This is a genomic window from Lelliottia sp. AC1 (assembly GCF_023278595.1).
Taxonomy (GTDB): Bacteria; Pseudomonadota; Gammaproteobacteria; order Enterobacterales; family Enterobacteriaceae; genus Enterobacter; species Enterobacter nimipressuralis.
Map to the genome: position 1 here is coordinate 2,700,928 of NZ_CP025699.1, position 14,064 is coordinate 2,714,991.

Consider the following 14,064-nt stretch of genomic DNA (forward strand, 5'->3'; position numbering starts at 1 on the left):
GAAATGAAAACAGGTTATTGTGCGTGACCGGAGGGAATGTGAGGCGAAAAACAGCTGGCAGAAAAGCGGCTATCTCTTTCGATTGCAAAAAAAAAGGCATCCGAAGATGCCTTTGAATCGCGTCTGAAAATTAACGCAGCAGGGACAGCATGGTCTGCGGAACCTGGTTGGCCTGAGCCAGAACAGAAGAGCCAGCCTGTTGCAGGATCTGCGAACGAGACATGTTGGACACTTCAGTCGCGTAATCAGAATCCTGAATACGGCTGCGCGCAGCAGACAGGTTGTTTACGGTGTTGTTCAGGTTGGTGATGGTGGACTCGAAACGGTTCTGAGACGCACCCAGCAGGCTGCGCTGGTTATCAACAGATTTGATTGCCGCATCAATGTCTGCCAGTGGGCTGCCATCGGTAGTACCACCAGAAGTGACGGTACCGCTCAGTACGTCGAAACCTTCAGCAGAAGTGGTACGGGCATTGCCGTTCACCATGCCGCCAGTTGCGCCAGTCGCGCCTGCGGTGCTGAACAGGTTGTAGCTGTCAGAGCTGCTCAGGGTGATAGCGATAGTTTCGTTATCTTTAGAGCCAACCTGGAAGCTGTAGCTGCTTGAACCGGTACCGGTGTTCAGCACTTTGATGCCGTTGAAGTCAGTCTGCTGAGTAACACGGTTAACTTCTTCCATACGCTGGTTAACTTCAGCCTGGATGGAGTCGATGTCAGATGCAGAGTTAGAGCTGTTCTGTGCCTGAACGGTCAGGTCACGGATACGCTGCAAGTTGTTGTTGATTTCGCCCAGCGCGCCTTCAGCGGTCTGCGCCAGGGAGATACCGTCGTTGGCGTTACGTGCAGCAACACCCAGGCCGTTGATGTTAGAGGTGAAACGGTTCGCGATTGCCTGACCAGCGGCATCGTCTTTTGCGCTGTTGATGCGCAGACCAGAAGACAGACGCTCGATTGCGGTACCCAGAGAAGACTGAGATTTGCTCAGGTTGTTCTGAGTCGTCAGCGACAGGGTGTTAGTATTAATCACAGCCATGGTAAGTATCCTTCAAAGTGAGTCATGGGTTTGGCATGCCGCCAGTGGCTTCATCGCCTACATAAACATTATCGACAACAGGTTTTTAAACTTTAGAGATTTTAAAAATATTTAATGCTTGTTGATTGATTCTAAAAGAAAAAAGCGCCGACAAGCGGCGCTTTTTTTGCATCAATAAGGGTATTAACGCAGCAGGGACAGCATGGTCTGCGGAACCTGGTTGGCCTGAGCCAGAACAGAAGAGCCAGCCTGTTGCAGGATCTGCGCACGAGACATGTTGGACACTTCCGTTGCGTAATCAGAATCCTGAATACGGCTGCGTGCAGCGGACAGGTTGTTTACGGTGTTGTTCAGGTTGGTGATGGTAGACTCGAAACGGTTCTGAGATGCACCCAGCAGGCTGCGCTGGTTATCAACAGATTTGATTGCCGCATCGATGTCTGCCAGCGGGCTACCATCTACCGCACCGGAAGCGTCAACAGTGCCGCTCAGTACGTCAAAGCCTTCAGCTTTGGTGGTACGCGCCGTTCCGTTAATTGTCTGACCAGAGGTATCAAAGGTTGCGCCAGTGGCGTTGTACAGGTTGAAGCTGTCAGAGCTGGTCAGGTTGATAGCGATAGTTTCGTTATCTTTAGAACCCACCTGGAAGCTGTAGCTGCTTGAACCAGTACCGGTGTTCAGCACTTTGATGCCGTTGAAGTCGGTCTGGGTGGTAACGCGGTTAATTTCTTCCATACGCTGGTTAACTTCAGCCTGGATGGAGTCGATATCAGATGCAGAGTTAGAGCTGTTCTGCGCCTGAACGGTCAGGTCACGGATACGCTGCAAGTTGTTGTTGATCTCGCCCAGCGCGCCTTCAGCGGTCTGTGCCAGAGAGATACCGTCGTTGGCGTTACGTGCAGCAACACCCAGACCGTTGATGTTAGAGGTGAAACGGTTCGCAATCGCCTGACCCGCAGCATCGTCTTTTGCGCTGTTGATGCGCAGACCAGAAGACAGACGCTCAATCGCAGTCCCTAAAGAAGACTGTGATTTGCTCAGGTTGTTTTGAGTCATCAGAGAAAGGGTGTTGGTATTAATCACAGCCATGGTAAGTATCCTTCAAAATTGAGTCATGTGCTTGGCATAGTGCCAACGGCTTCATCGCCTGTATAAAGATTATCGACACCACATTTTTAAACTTTAGGTTTTAAAACTATTTATTGTTTTTGATTTGATTCTAAAAGAAAAAAGCGCCGACAAGCGGCGCTTTTTTTGCATCAATAAGGGTATTAACGCAGCAGGGACAGCATGGTCTGCGGAACCTGGTTGGCCTGGGCCAGAACAGAAGAGCCAGCCTGTTGCAGGATCTGCGAACGAGACATGTTGGACACTTCCGTTGCGTAATCAGAATCCTGAATACGGCTGCGCGCTGCAGACAGGTTGTTTACGGTGTTGTTCAGGTTGGTGATGGTGGACTCGAAACGGTTCTGAGACGCACCCAGCAGGCTGCGCTGGTTATCAACAGATTTGATTGCCGCATCGATGTCTGCCAGTGGGCCGCCATCTACGCCACCGGTAGAGTTCACTGTACCGCTCAGCACGTCAAAGCCTTCAGCTTTGGTGGTACGTGCTGTACCGTTAATTGTCTGACCAGAGGTATCAAAGGTTGCGCCAGTGGCGTTGTACAGGTTGAAGCTGTCAGAGCTGGTCAGGTTGATAGCGATAGTTTCGTTATCTTTAGAACCTACCTGGAAGCTGTAGCTGCTTGAACCAGTACCGGTGTTCAGCACTTTGATGCCGTTGAAGTCGGTCTGCGTGGTAACGCGGTTGATTTCTTCCATACGCTGGTTAACTTCAGCCTGGATGGAGTCGATGTCAGATGCAGAGTTAGAGCTGTTCTGCGCCTGAACGGTCAGGTCACGGATACGCTGCAAGTTGTTGTTGATCTCGCCCAGCGCGCCTTCAGCGGTCTGAGCCAGGGAGATACCGTCGTTGGCGTTACGTGCAGCAACACCCAGACCGTTGATGTTAGAAGTGAAACGGTTAGCAATCGCCTGACCCGCAGCATCGTCTTTTGCGCTGTTGATACGCAGACCGGAGGACAGACGCTCAATGGCGGTGCCCAGAGATGACTGGGATTTGCTCAGGTTGTTCTGAGTCATCAGAGAAAGGGTGTTAGTATTAATAACAGCCATAGTGTATTCCTTTGAATTAGTTGTCAGATTTAGGCGTCTGCCTACGGCTTTCTCGCCGTCAATGTGATTATCGACACCGCTTTCTCAACCTTTAGAAAAAAGATCATTTTTTTAAAGGCGCAAACTACCCATTATTTGCCTCCTTTATTTACGCATTGTTTTTTTAAATTAACGCTAATCTTTTTTGCGTTTCTGCCGATAGACCATCCAGTGATTGTCTCAATAAAGGATGAAGTGTTATGGCAAGTATCAGTTCGCTCGGCGCAGGTACCAATCTGGGACTCAGTACGTTGTATGACAATTTACAGACTGCTGAGCAGACCAAACTGACACCGATTACTACGCAGCAAACCTCTTATAAAGCAAAACTCACTGCGTGGAACGTGGTTCAGGCTTCGTTAACCAAATTACAAACGGCCTCTGACGCGTTAAAAAATACCTCGGCTATTGCTCAGGCAAAGGTGTCCACCACCAACTCGGCATTCAGCGCCACGCTTTCCACTAGCGCAACAGCGGGCACTTATTCAGTTGAAGTCAGTTCTTTAGCCGCTTCACAATCCTTGCTCAGCCCGAAAGTGGCCAGCAAAGATACCGATCTTGGCGACAGCAGCATGAGTTCGCGCACGATCACGATCACTCAGCCGGGCCAAAAAGATCCGCTGACCGTCACACTGGCTAGCGATAAAACCAGTCTTTCTGATGTGCGTGACGCGATTAACGCCAAACAGGGCAGCGTGACCGCCAGTATTATTAAAGCAGACGACAACAGCTATTATCTGGCACTGACGTCTCGTGATAGCGGCACGACGAATAAAATGACCGTCACCACGGATGACGCTGAACTGGCTAAATACGTGAGCTACGATCCGGCAGGATCAAGCAATGTCATGACCGAGCAGGTTGCGGCTTCCGATGCGGTCGTAAAAATTAACGGGATTGAAATTACCCGTAGCAGCAACACCATTACCGATGCGCCAGAAGGCGTAACGCTTAACCTGACCAAAACCAATAAAGGCAGCCCAGAAACGCTGACGGTGGTGAAAGATAACCAGCCGATGCTCGACGCGGTTCAGGCCTTTGTGGACGCGTATAACTCGCTGCAAACCACCATTGGTAACCAGACGAAATATACCAAGGTTGATCAGGGTAATGGCGCGCAGGACACCAGCAACGGCGATCTGTTGGGCGATGGTACGCTGCGCAGTATTCAGACTCAGCTGCGTTCAAAACTCTCTGCGCCTCAGGGTAGCGGCGATTTAGCCACTCTGTCTCAGCTGGGGATTACGCAGGACATCACCGGTAAATTGACCGTTGATAGCACCAAGCTGAATAAAGCGCTCACCGAGAAATCGGCCGATGTGATTTCGTTCCTGTCGGGTGATGGCAAGACAACGGGCTTCGCGACCGAAACCAGCAACTTGCTGAAAAGTATCTTAGGTACCGACGGTTCCGTTAAAAACGCCACCGACGGCATTAACAAAACGTTGAAACAGCTTTCGGATCAATACGATCGCGTCAACGACCAAATTACCGCCACCATGGCACGTTATAAAACGCAATTTACCAGCTTGAGCCAGCTTGTTTCTCAGATGGATTCCACCGGTAGCTATCTGACTCAACAGTTCAACGCCATGAACAGTTAATCAATGATGAGTTGAGGTTTTACCATGTATACAAAATCGGGGATTCAGGCATATGCCCAGGTTGGCGTGGAGAGCGCCGTCCTGAGCGCCAGCCCGCATCAGTTAGTGGTACTCCTTTTTGATGGCGCGTTAAGCGCCATGAAAAAAGCCATGATACTGATTGAGCAAGGGGATATTCCCGGTAAAGGGCAGGCGCTGAGCAAAGCAATTAATATTATCAGTAACGGTTTGCAGTCCGGGATCAACCATGAAGTTGGCGGAGAACTGGCGACAAACCTTGATAGTCTTTACGACTATATGACAAGGCGCCTTTTACAGGCCAATCTTCATAATGACATTAATGCCATCAATGAAGTGGTGGAGTTACTGAATAACATCGCTGACGCCTGGAAAGAGATAGGCCCACATTCTCAAAACGTGCGGGACAATTACTAATGGATGCCAATCTCGGGTTGCTCCAGCATTATCAGCAGTTGTTAGCCACCAGCACCGCGATGCTGGTGCTGACAAAATCTGGGCGTTGGGATGAACTTATTGCTTATGAAGTCGATTACCTTTCGGCCGTAGAAAAACTTACCCGTTACCAGGATGCAAGCGAAATTGCGCCCCAGCTTCAGGCACAAATTCGCCCTATTCTGAAACAGATCCTCAGCAATGAGGTGGAACTCAAAGCGTTATTGCATCAGCGTATGGAAGAGTTAAAAGCTCTGGTTGGGCAAACCTCCCGACAACATAATCTTAATGCGACCTATGGACGTCTATCAGGCAATATCCTTTTCCCCAACGATCTCTAGATTGACGGTGGCCCTGGCGGGTGAATGAAATTTCGTATTTCACCCGCTAATTCTTTTCTTCTCGACCATACTCTCTGTGTCCTCATTCTGGAGCACGGAAGATGAAAAACCCCACTCTATTACAATGTTTTCACTGGTATTACCCCACAGGCGGTGAGCTGTGGCAGGAAGTCACTGCACTGGCGCCCAATCTCAACGAGATCGGCATCAACATGATTTGGCTGCCTCCGGCTTACAAAGGCGCATCGGGCGGGTATTCCGTCGGATACGACTCTTACGATCTTTTCGATCTCGGTGAGTTTGACCAGAAAGGGTCCGTCGCCACCAAATACGGTGATAAAGCCCAGCTGCTCGAAGCCATCAATGCCTTAAAAAGCAATGAGATCGCGGTGCTGCTGGACGTGGTGGTGAACCACAAAATGGGCGCGGATGAGAAAGAGCCAATCCGCGTGCAGCGTGTGAACGAGCAGGATCGCACCCAGATTGACGATGAAATCATCGAATGCGAAGCCTGGACCCGCTACACCTTCCCCGTTCGCGCCGGGCAGTATTCCGAGTTTATCTGGGACTACAAATGCTTCAGCGGTATCGACCATATCGAAAACCCCAACGAGGACAGCATCTTTAAGATCGTCAATGATTACACCGGCGAAGGCTGGAACGATCAGGTCGATGATGAGATGGGGAATTTCGATTATCTGATGGGCGAAAACATCGATTTCCGCAATCACGCCGTGACGGAGGAGATAAAATACTGGGCGCGCTGGGTGATGGAGCAAACCCTATGCGACGGTTTTCGTCTCGACGCGGTGAAACACATTCCGGCCTGGTTCTATAAAGAGTGGATCGAACACGTCCAGGAAGTGGCCCCCAAACCGCTGTTTATCGTGGCCGAATACTGGTCCCACGAAGTCGACAAACTGCAGCACTATATCGATCAGGTGGAGGGCAAAACCATGCTGTTCGACGCCCCGCTGCAAATGAAATTCCACGAAGCTTCCCGCCAGGGCCGCGACTATGACATGAGCCAGATCTTCACCGGCACGCTGGTTGAAGCCGACCCGTTCCATGCCGTCACGCTTGTGGCCAACCATGACACTCAGCCGTTGCAGGCCCTGGAAGCGCCGGTCGAAGCCTGGTTTAAACCGCTGGCCTACGCGCTGATTTTATTGCGCGAAAACGGCGTACCGAGCGTGTTCTATCCGGATCTGTTCGGGGCGAGCTACGACGACACCGGCGGCGACGGCGAAACCTACCACATCGACATGCCGGTAATCGAACAGCTTCACGAGCTGATCCTGGCCCGCCAGCGTTTCGCCCACGGCGTGCAGACATTGTGGTTCGATCATCCTAACTGCATTGCGTTCAGCCGCAGCGGGACGGATGAGGATCCAGGCTGCGTCGTGGTGCTCTCCAACGGAGACGACGGCGAAAAAGTGATTAATCTTGGGGATAATTACGGCAACAAGAACTGGAAAGATTTCCTCGGCAATCGCGAAGAGACGATCACCACCAGCGCCGAGGGCGAAGGGACATTCACCTGCAATGGCGGCAGCGTAAGTATCTGGGTGATGGAGGATGTGCTGTAACGGGGATGGTTTGCCGGGTGGCGCTCTCGCTTACCCGGCAAACACTCACTTCACCTGGCTCTCAAGCGGATTTTTGGTCAGGTAATCTGCGCACTCCACCGTTGGACGATCGACGCGCTGCAACTCCATTCCATCGTATTCCAGCGTGTTGCCATCGCGTTCGAGTGGATAGATATCCAGCTTGCTGGTGACGTTGTAATAATCATCTGAACGCAGCATGATTTTACCCGGCACCGCAATCACGCGCTGCCACTGTCGGCAATCCAGGGTATCGCCCTGCTCTGTCACTACCAGCGTGGCGATCGCTTCAGGACTCACCATTTTGCTCTGCGGCCCTTTGGTCTGCCAGTAGCCCGCCAGATCTGAGGGAACAGGATGCTTAATCACGTCCTGATAATTATCGACCTGCACACATCCCGTTAATGCCAGCAACGCGCCAGCCATAATCATTTTTTTCATCATCTTTCCTGCCTGCGAAGAAAAAAAGATTGTGGCATTAAAGGCATGATGTCGCCAGACTTTCTGCTCACTGAAGTCGTGTCACATAAGTAAATGCGCAATCAGCGATGAACCCACCCACCTGCTCATGCGATTGTTTGATTCCCTAAGCGGTTATGCTCAGACTGACAATTTTTACCTGCCACCGAATACCCACTGGAGAACTTCATCTTGCGCCAAAATCCCTTCGATCCTGGCTACTACAATGAGAATGAACTTAAGGACTTCGGCATCGGCTCTGTAGGAAAAAACGTCCTCATCGCAAAAAACTGCACCCTCATTAGATTAGAAAATATCTCCATTGGCGATAATGTTCGCATCGACGGTTTCAGCACCATTATCGCCGCCGACCCCGGCTTTTTACACATCGGTTCCTGGGTGCATATCGGAGGTTACAGCGCGATTTTCGCGAGCGCAGGGGTAACGTTGCAGGACTTTAGTGGGCTATCCCAGGGCGTTAAAATCTACACCACCAGCGACAATTATGATGGCTCCGTGATGACCAACCCCACTGTCCCGCAGGAGTTTACCGGTGTCATACGCGCGCCCGTTGAGATCGGTAAACATGCCATTGTTGGTTCGCAAAGTATTATTTTGCCTGGGGTTACGCTCGGCGAGGGTTGCGCAGTGGGTGCAAATTCACTGGTCTCTAAAAATGCGGAGGCATGGTCAGTCTATTTTGGATCACCCGCCAGACGTCTGAAAAAACGAAAAATGACACTGCTTGAACTCGAAGCGAAACTTAGAGAAAAGACTTAAGGGTTTCTCTCGGCAGGTTGATTAGCTGCTTTACAGGCTCAGCACTGCGATGCAACCGCCCAAAGGGCTATATGTGATTAACTGACAATATCCACAAGTTTGCTACCGACAGGTGAAATATCACCAGTAGATAAAATGAATGCGGTTATTGGACGTTACCAGGGTGTGCATTATTGCACTCTCTTCTTTCTGGCATGGGAAGATAAACATATTTACCCCGCCCATGCCTCACATTTGGATCTGATGAAATTAAGAAGACGTACTTAACAGGCTAAAAACCTAAACCTGCATGGACATCATTTCCTGATAAGCCGAAACCAGCTTATTACGCACCTGAATACCCATCTGCAAAGAGACCGATGATTTTTGCAAATCGGTCATCACGTCGTTCAGCGCCACACCGGGTTCGCCGAGGGAGAACTTCTCTGCCTGCGCGCGTGCCGCGTTTTGCGTGTCGCTGATGCGATCGAGAGCGGCGTGCAGCTGTCCTGCAAAGCTGACCGTCGATTGTGTGTCCGTAACGTCCTGATTACGGGCTGTCATCGCCGTTGCCTGCAACTGGCTGATCACCCCTTCAATGCCTTGTATTGCCATGACTCTCCCCTGGATGGTTTTTTACGGGGTCAAGACTAGCACCTTGTCAATGAGATAATGGCGGTAAATAGCGTTAAAAAACCAGGTTATTTGACGAATAGAAAATCCCGAATCATCAAATAATGGCAGGGCCATCAATATGGACCTTTTGTCGTGTTTGCCGACCCGGGAGTCAGTTTTGTTTCACTACACGAATAACGTTATCCACAACGAGCCACGAGGTGCGCTATGACTGCGACAGCATCGGCAGCACCGCAAAATAAATCGCTCGAGTGGATGAACCGCCTGCGCGCGAACCCTAAAATCCCGTTGATCGTGGCAGGCGCTGCCGCTATTGCGATTCTCGTGGCGATGGTCCTGTGGGCGAAAAGCCCGGACTATCGCACCCTTTATAGTAACCTGTCCGATCAGGACGGCGGGGCTATCGTCACCCAACTGACCCAGATGAACATCCCTTATCGCTTCGCCGATAATGGGGGTGCGCTGGAAGTTCCTGCGGACAAAGTCCACGAACTGCGTTTACGTCTGGCCCAGCAAGGTCTGCCGAAAGGTGGCGCCGTCGGTTTCGAACTGCTGGATCAGGAAAAGTTCGGTATCAGCCAGTTTAGCGAGCAGATCAACTACCAGCGTGCGCTGGAAGGTGAGCTGGCCCGCACCATCGAAACGCTCGGCCCGGTCAAAACGGCCCGTGTACACCTGGCGATGCCAAAACCGTCCCTCTTCGTGCGCGAGCAAAAATCGCCGACCGCCTCGGTAACCGCCACTCTCGAACCCGGCCGTGCGCTGGACGAAGGGCAGATCAGCGCCATTACCCATCTGGTCTCCAGCGCCGTAGCTGGTCTGCCGCCGGGTAACGTGACCGTGGTCGATCAGGGTGGCCATCTGCTGACCCAGTCCAATACCAGCAGCCGTGACCTGAACGACGCCCAGCTGAAGTATGCAACCGACGTGGAAGGCCGCGTCCAGCGCCGTATCGAAGCGATCCTCGGCCCTATCGTTGGCACCGGCAACGTCCACGCGCAGGTTACTGCACAGATCGATTTTGCCAATAAAGAGCAGACGGAAGAGCAGTACAGCCCGAACGGCGATGCGGCTCAGGCGGTCATGCGTTCCCGTCAGTTGAACACCACCGAGCAGATCGGCGGCCAGAATCCGGGCGGCGTACCAGGTGCGCTCTCGAATACCCCTGCCCCGGCTAACGCGGCGCCAATTTCGACGCCTCCGGCGAATCAGCAGAACGGTCAGCAGAATAATGCACAGCAGACCACCTCGACGGCGGCCAGCACGGGTCCACGTAACTCCAGCCGTAACGAGACCACCAACTACGAAGTCGACCGTACCATTCGCCACACCAAAATGAATGTTGGCGATGTACAGCGTCTCTCCGTTGCCGTGGTGGTGAACTACAAAACCCTGCCGGACGGGAAACCGCTGCCGCTGACCACCGATCAGATGAAGCAGATCGAAGACCTGACCCGCGAAGCCATGGGCTACTCCGAGAAACGCGGTGACACCCTGAACGTAGTGAACTCTCCGTTCACGGCGACCGACGAAACGGGTGGCGAGCTGCCGTTCTGGCAACAGCAGTCGTTTATCGATCAGCTGATGTCTGCAGGCCGCTGGTTACTGGTACTGATTGTGGCGTGGCTGCTGTGGCGTAAAGGTATTCGTCCACAGCTCAACCGTCGCGCAGAGCAGCTGAAAGCCGCACAAGAAAGCATGAATTCGCGTCAGGAAACGGAAGATGCCGTTGAAGTTCGCCTGAGCAAAGACGAGCAGATGCAGCAACGCCGTGCCAACCAGCGCATGGGCGCTGAGGTCATGAGCCAGCGTATTCGCGAAATGTCCGATAACGATCCACGCGTCGTCGCGCTGGTGATTCGCCAGTGGATGGGTAACGAAGATGAGTAATCTAAGCGGTAAAGATAAAAGCGTCATCCTGCTGATGACCATCGGTGAAGACCGTGCGGCTGAGGTGTTCAAACACCTCTCCCAGCGTGAAGTGCAGTTGCTCAGTGCGGCGATGGCGAACGTGCGTCAGATCTCTAACAAGCAGCTGACGGAAGTGCTGGCGGAGTTTGAGCAGGAAGCAGAACAGTTTGCTGCCCTCAACGTCAACGCCAACGACTACCTGCGTTCCGTCCTGGTCAAAGCCCTGGGCGAGGAGCGAGCTGCCAGCCTGCTGGAAGACATTCTCGAGACGCGCGATACCGCCAGCGGCATCGAAACGCTCAACTTTATGGAACCGCAGAGCGCCGCCGACCTGATTCGCGACGAGCACCCGCAGATTATCGCCACCATTCTGGTCCACCTCAAACGGGGTCAGGCGGCAGATATTCTCGCCCTGTTCGACGAGCGTCTGCGTCACGACGTGATGCTGCGTATCGCCACCTTCGGGGGTGTCCAGCCGGCCGCGCTGGCGGAACTGACCGAAGTGCTGAACAGCCTGCTCGACGGCCAGAACCTCAAGCGCAGCAAAATGGGCGGCGTAAGAACTGCAGCGGAAATCATCAACCTGATGAAAACCCAGCAGGAAGAAGCCGTTATTACCGCCGTTCGCGAATTTGACGGCGAGCTGGCACAGAAAATTATCGACGAAATGTTCCTGTTCGAAAACCTGGTCGAGGTCGACGATCGCAGCGTTCAGCGCCTGCTCCAGGAAGTGGATTCCGAATCCCTGCTTATCGCCCTCAAAGGTGCCGAGCAGCCGCTGCGCGAGAAATTCCTGCGCAACATGTCCCAGCGTGCGGCGGATATCCTGCGCGACGACCTTGCCAACCGTGGCCCGGTTCGTCTGTCTCAGGTGGAAAACGAGCAGAAAGCGATCCTGCTTATCGTTCGTCGTCTGGCCGAAACCGGCGAGATGGTGATTGGCAGCGGAGACGATGCGTATGTCTAAGGAGCTGCCGTGGAAGCGCTGGACTCCTGACGATCTGGCCCCTCCGATGACGGAGTTTATGCCCGCGCTGGCCCCTTCCCTCACGGAAGAGCCAGACGAAGAGGCGCCAGAGCTGAGCGAAGAAGAGCAGCGTGCGCAGATGCTGGCGCAGCTGCAAATGCAGGCGCATGAGCAAGGCTATAACGCCGGTCTGAGCGAAGGTCGCCATCAGGGCCACCAGCAGGGCTATGAAGAAGGCAAAGCGCAGGGCCTGGAGCAAGGTCTTGAGCAGTCTCGCCAGCAGCAGGCGCCGATCCATGCGCGGATGCAGCAGCTGGTGAGCGAATTTCAGAATACCCTCGACGCGCTGGATAGCGTGATCGCCTCGCGCCTGATGCAGATGGCGCTGGAAGCGGCACGTCAGGTGATTGGTCATACGCCGGTGGTGGATAACTCGGCGCTGATAAAACAGATCCAGGGTCTGCTCCAGCAGGAGCCGCTGTTCAGCGGTAAACCTCAGCTGCGCGTACACCCTGACGATCTCCAGCGGGTCGAAGAGATGCTGGGCGCGACGCTGAGCCTGCACGGCTGGCGTCTGCGCGGCGATCCGTCGTTACATCACGGTGGCTGTAAAGTCTCTGCCGACGAAGGCGATCTGGATGCCAGCGTCGCCACGCGCTGGCAGGAACTGTGCCGCCTGGCTGCACCGGGAGTTGTCTGATGACCGCCCGTCTTACGCGCTGGCTCAACACGCTCGACAATTTTGAAACGAAGATGGCGCAACTGCCATCGGTTCGTCGTTACGGGCGTCTGACCCGCGCAACCGGGCTGGTTCTGGAAGCCACCGGCTTGCAGTTGCCTCTCGGCGCGACCTGCGTGATTGAACGTCAGGACGCCAATGAAACGCGCGAAGTGGAAAGTGAAGTCGTCGGTTTTAACGGCCAGCGACTGTTTTTGATGCCGCTGGAAGAGGTGGAAGGCATTCTGCCCGGCGCGCGCGTGTATGCGAAAAATAATGCCGGCGACGGGCTGCACAGCGGTAAGCAATTGCCGCTCGGTCCGGCGCTGTTAGGCCGTGTCCTCGATGGCGCAGGTAAACCGCTCGACGGCCTGCCCGCTCCGGATACCACCGAAACCGGTGCGCTGATCACCCAGCCGTTTAACCCGCTGCAACGTACCGCCATTGAACACGTGCTGGATACGGGCGTGCGCCCGATCAACGCCCTGCTCACGGTTGGTCGCGGCCAGCGTATGGGCCTGTTCGCCGGTTCCGGCGTCGGTAAATCGGTGCTGCTCGGCATGATGGCGCGTTACACCCAGGCCGACGTGATTGTCGTCGGGCTGATTGGCGAGCGTGGCCGCGAAGTAAAAGATTTTATCGAGAACATTCTCGGTGCTGAAGGCCGCGCACGTTCCGTGGTCATCGCCGCACCGGCAGATGTCTCTCCGCTGCTGCGTATGCAGGGCGCGGCGTACGCCACCCGTATTGCCGAGGATTTCCGCGATCGCGGCCAGCACGTGCTGCTGATTATGGACTCCCTCACCCGCTATGCGATGGCGCAGCGTGAGATCGCGCTGGCGATCGGCGAACCACCGGCGACCAAAGGCTATCCGCCTTCGGTGTTTGCCAAACTGCCTGCGCTGGTTGAACGCGCGGGTAACGGCATTAGCGGCGGCGGCTCGGTGACGGCGTTTTACACGGTTCTGACCGAAGGCGACGACCAGCAGGACCCGATTGCCGATTCGGCGCGTGCGATCCTCGACGGTCACATCGTGCTCTCGCGTCGTCTGGCCGAAGCAGGCCACTATCCGGCGATTGATATTGAAGCGTCGATCAGCCGTGCGATGACCGCGCTGATCAGCGAAAAACATTACGCCCGCGTGCGTAACTTTAAACAACTGCTCTCAAGCTTCCAGCGCAACCGCGATCTGGTGAGCGTGGGGGCATATGCCAAAGGCAGCGACCCGATGCTGGACAAGGCGATTACGCTTTGGCCGCAACTGGAAGCGTTCTTGCAACAAGGTATTTTTGAACGCGCCGACTGGGAAGACTCAATCCAGGCTCTGGAACTGATATTCCCGCAGGTGTAACACAGGTG

At 53.9% G+C, this 14,064-nt stretch carries 14 protein-coding genes; 9 read left to right on the top strand and 5 right to left on the bottom strand.

The features are described 5' to 3' along the window. Positions 1–130: 130 nt before the first annotated feature. From C0560_RS12895 to C0560_RS12905, 3 genes are all read right to left on the bottom strand, one after another. Positions 131–1,033 (bottom strand): flagellin, encoded by a 903-nt coding sequence (locus tag C0560_RS12895; RefSeq protein ID WP_102104017.1) that lies wholly within the window; start codon positions 1,031–1,033, stop codon positions 131–133. Between the two features lie 183 nt (positions 1,034–1,216). Continuing rightward, positions 1,217–2,122: a flagellin gene (locus C0560_RS12900; RefSeq protein WP_102104018.1), complete on the bottom strand. Its 906-nt coding sequence runs from the start codon at positions 2,120–2,122 to the stop codon at positions 1,217–1,219. Positions 2,123–2,304: 182 nt separating this feature from the next. Continuing rightward, entirely contained in the window at positions 2,305–3,210 is a 906-nt protein-coding gene (locus C0560_RS12905; protein WP_102104019.1) for a flagellin, read from the bottom strand. A gap of 239 nt (positions 3,211–3,449) precedes the next feature. On the opposite strand from C0560_RS12905, the gene fliD reads away from it, so the two are divergent. The 4 genes from fliD (at position 3,450) to amyA (ending at position 7,236) form a co-directional block, all read left to right on the top strand. Then, positions 3,450–4,853 carry a flagellar filament capping protein FliD gene (gene fliD / locus C0560_RS12910; RefSeq protein ID WP_123427527.1) on the top strand — a complete coding sequence of 468 codons (1,404 nt, stop codon included), beginning with the start codon at positions 3,450–3,452 and terminating at the stop codon, positions 4,851–4,853. A 24-nt stretch (positions 4,854–4,877) separates the two neighbouring features. Continuing rightward, positions 4,878–5,288: a flagellar export chaperone FliS gene (gene fliS, locus C0560_RS12915; RefSeq protein ID WP_102104021.1), complete on the top strand. Its 411-nt coding sequence runs from the start codon at positions 4,878–4,880 to the stop codon at positions 5,286–5,288. Continuing rightward, the gene (fliT, locus tag C0560_RS12920; RefSeq protein WP_102104022.1) at positions 5,288–5,647 is read left to right on the top strand and encodes a flagella biosynthesis regulatory protein FliT; all 360 of its coding nucleotides are present in this window, start codon (positions 5,288–5,290) and stop codon (positions 5,645–5,647) included. Before fliS ends, fliT begins: the two co-directional genes overlap by 1 nt. 101 nt (positions 5,648–5,748) lie before the next feature. Continuing rightward, a complete protein-coding gene (gene amyA / locus C0560_RS12925) occupies positions 5,749–7,236 on the top strand; it encodes an alpha-amylase (protein ID WP_248858678.1) in 1,488 nt (495 codons plus the stop codon). A 45-nt stretch (positions 7,237–7,281) separates the two neighbouring features. Here amyA and yedD read toward each other — a convergent pair whose 3' ends face one another. Next, positions 7,282–7,695, bottom strand: coding sequence for a lipoprotein YedD (gene yedD / locus C0560_RS12930; RefSeq protein WP_123427523.1), 414 nt, complete (start codon positions 7,693–7,695; stop codon positions 7,282–7,284). A gap of 210 nt (positions 7,696–7,905) precedes the next feature. Here yedD and C0560_RS12935 point away from each other — a divergent pair, with 210 nt between their 5' ends. Continuing rightward, positions 7,906–8,493 carry a DapH/DapD/GlmU-related protein gene (locus C0560_RS12935; RefSeq protein ID WP_248858680.1) on the top strand — a complete coding sequence of 196 codons (588 nt, stop codon included), beginning with the start codon at positions 7,906–7,908 and terminating at the stop codon, positions 8,491–8,493. Between the two features lie 279 nt (positions 8,494–8,772). Here C0560_RS12935 and fliE read toward each other — a convergent pair whose 3' ends face one another. Further along, the gene (gene fliE, locus C0560_RS12940) at positions 8,773–9,087 is read right to left on the bottom strand and encodes a flagellar hook-basal body complex protein FliE (protein WP_100779700.1); all 315 of its coding nucleotides are present in this window, start codon (positions 9,085–9,087) and stop codon (positions 8,773–8,775) included. Between the two features lie 228 nt (positions 9,088–9,315). Here fliE and fliF point away from each other — a divergent pair, with 228 nt between their 5' ends. The 4 genes from fliF to fliI are packed head-to-tail and all read left to right on the top strand — an operon-like array spanning position 9,316 to position 14,056. Beyond that, positions 9,316–10,998 (top strand): flagellar basal-body MS-ring/collar protein FliF, encoded by a 1,683-nt coding sequence (gene fliF / locus C0560_RS12945; protein ID WP_100779699.1) that lies wholly within the window; start codon positions 9,316–9,318, stop codon positions 10,996–10,998. Continuing rightward, complete coding sequence (fliG, locus tag C0560_RS12950; RefSeq protein ID WP_100779698.1) at positions 10,991–11,986, top strand: flagellar motor switch protein FliG; 996 nt, start codon at positions 10,991–10,993, stop codon at positions 11,984–11,986. Before fliF ends, fliG begins: the two co-directional genes overlap by 8 nt. Beyond that, positions 11,979–12,686 carry a flagellar assembly protein FliH gene (gene fliH / locus C0560_RS12955; RefSeq protein WP_100779697.1) on the top strand — a complete coding sequence of 236 codons (708 nt, stop codon included), beginning with the start codon at positions 11,979–11,981 and terminating at the stop codon, positions 12,684–12,686. The genes fliG and fliH overlap by 8 nt, the downstream gene beginning before the upstream one ends. Beyond that, the gene (gene fliI, locus C0560_RS12960; protein ID WP_100779696.1) at positions 12,686–14,056 is read left to right on the top strand and encodes a flagellar protein export ATPase FliI; all 1,371 of its coding nucleotides are present in this window, start codon (positions 12,686–12,688) and stop codon (positions 14,054–14,056) included. The genes fliH and fliI overlap by 1 nt, the downstream gene beginning before the upstream one ends. Positions 14,057–14,064: the final 8 nt, after the last annotated feature.

Coding starts and splice junctions, on each gene's coding strand:
- yedD (WP_123427523.1), bottom strand. CDS start 7,695: ATGAAAAAAATGATTATGGCTGGCGCGTTGCTGGCATTAACGGGATGT.
- C0560_RS12905 (WP_102104019.1), bottom strand. CDS start 3,210: ATGGCTGTTATTAATACTAACACCCTTTCTCTGATGACTCAGAACAAC.
- fliT (WP_102104022.1), top strand. CDS start 5,288: ATGGATGCCAATCTCGGGTTGCTCCAGCATTATCAGCAGTTGTTAGCC.
- fliF (WP_100779699.1), top strand. CDS start 9,316: ATGACTGCGACAGCATCGGCAGCACCGCAAAATAAATCGCTCGAGTGG.
- fliG (WP_100779698.1), top strand. CDS start 10,991: ATGAGTAATCTAAGCGGTAAAGATAAAAGCGTCATCCTGCTGATGACC.
- fliE (WP_100779700.1), bottom strand. CDS start 9,087: ATGGCAATACAAGGCATTGAAGGGGTGATCAGCCAGTTGCAGGCAACG.
- C0560_RS12895 (WP_102104017.1), bottom strand. CDS start 1,033: ATGGCTGTGATTAATACTAACACCCTGTCGCTGACGACTCAGAACAAC.
- C0560_RS12900 (WP_102104018.1), bottom strand. CDS start 2,122: ATGGCTGTGATTAATACCAACACCCTTTCTCTGATGACTCAAAACAAC.
- fliH (WP_100779697.1), top strand. CDS start 11,979: ATGTCTAAGGAGCTGCCGTGGAAGCGCTGGACTCCTGACGATCTGGCC.
- amyA (WP_248858678.1), top strand. CDS start 5,749: ATGAAAAACCCCACTCTATTACAATGTTTTCACTGGTATTACCCCACA.
- fliI (WP_100779696.1), top strand. CDS start 12,686: ATGACCGCCCGTCTTACGCGCTGGCTCAACACGCTCGACAATTTTGAA.
- fliS (WP_102104021.1), top strand. CDS start 4,878: ATGTATACAAAATCGGGGATTCAGGCATATGCCCAGGTTGGCGTGGAG.
- fliD (WP_123427527.1), top strand. CDS start 3,450: ATGGCAAGTATCAGTTCGCTCGGCGCAGGTACCAATCTGGGACTCAGT.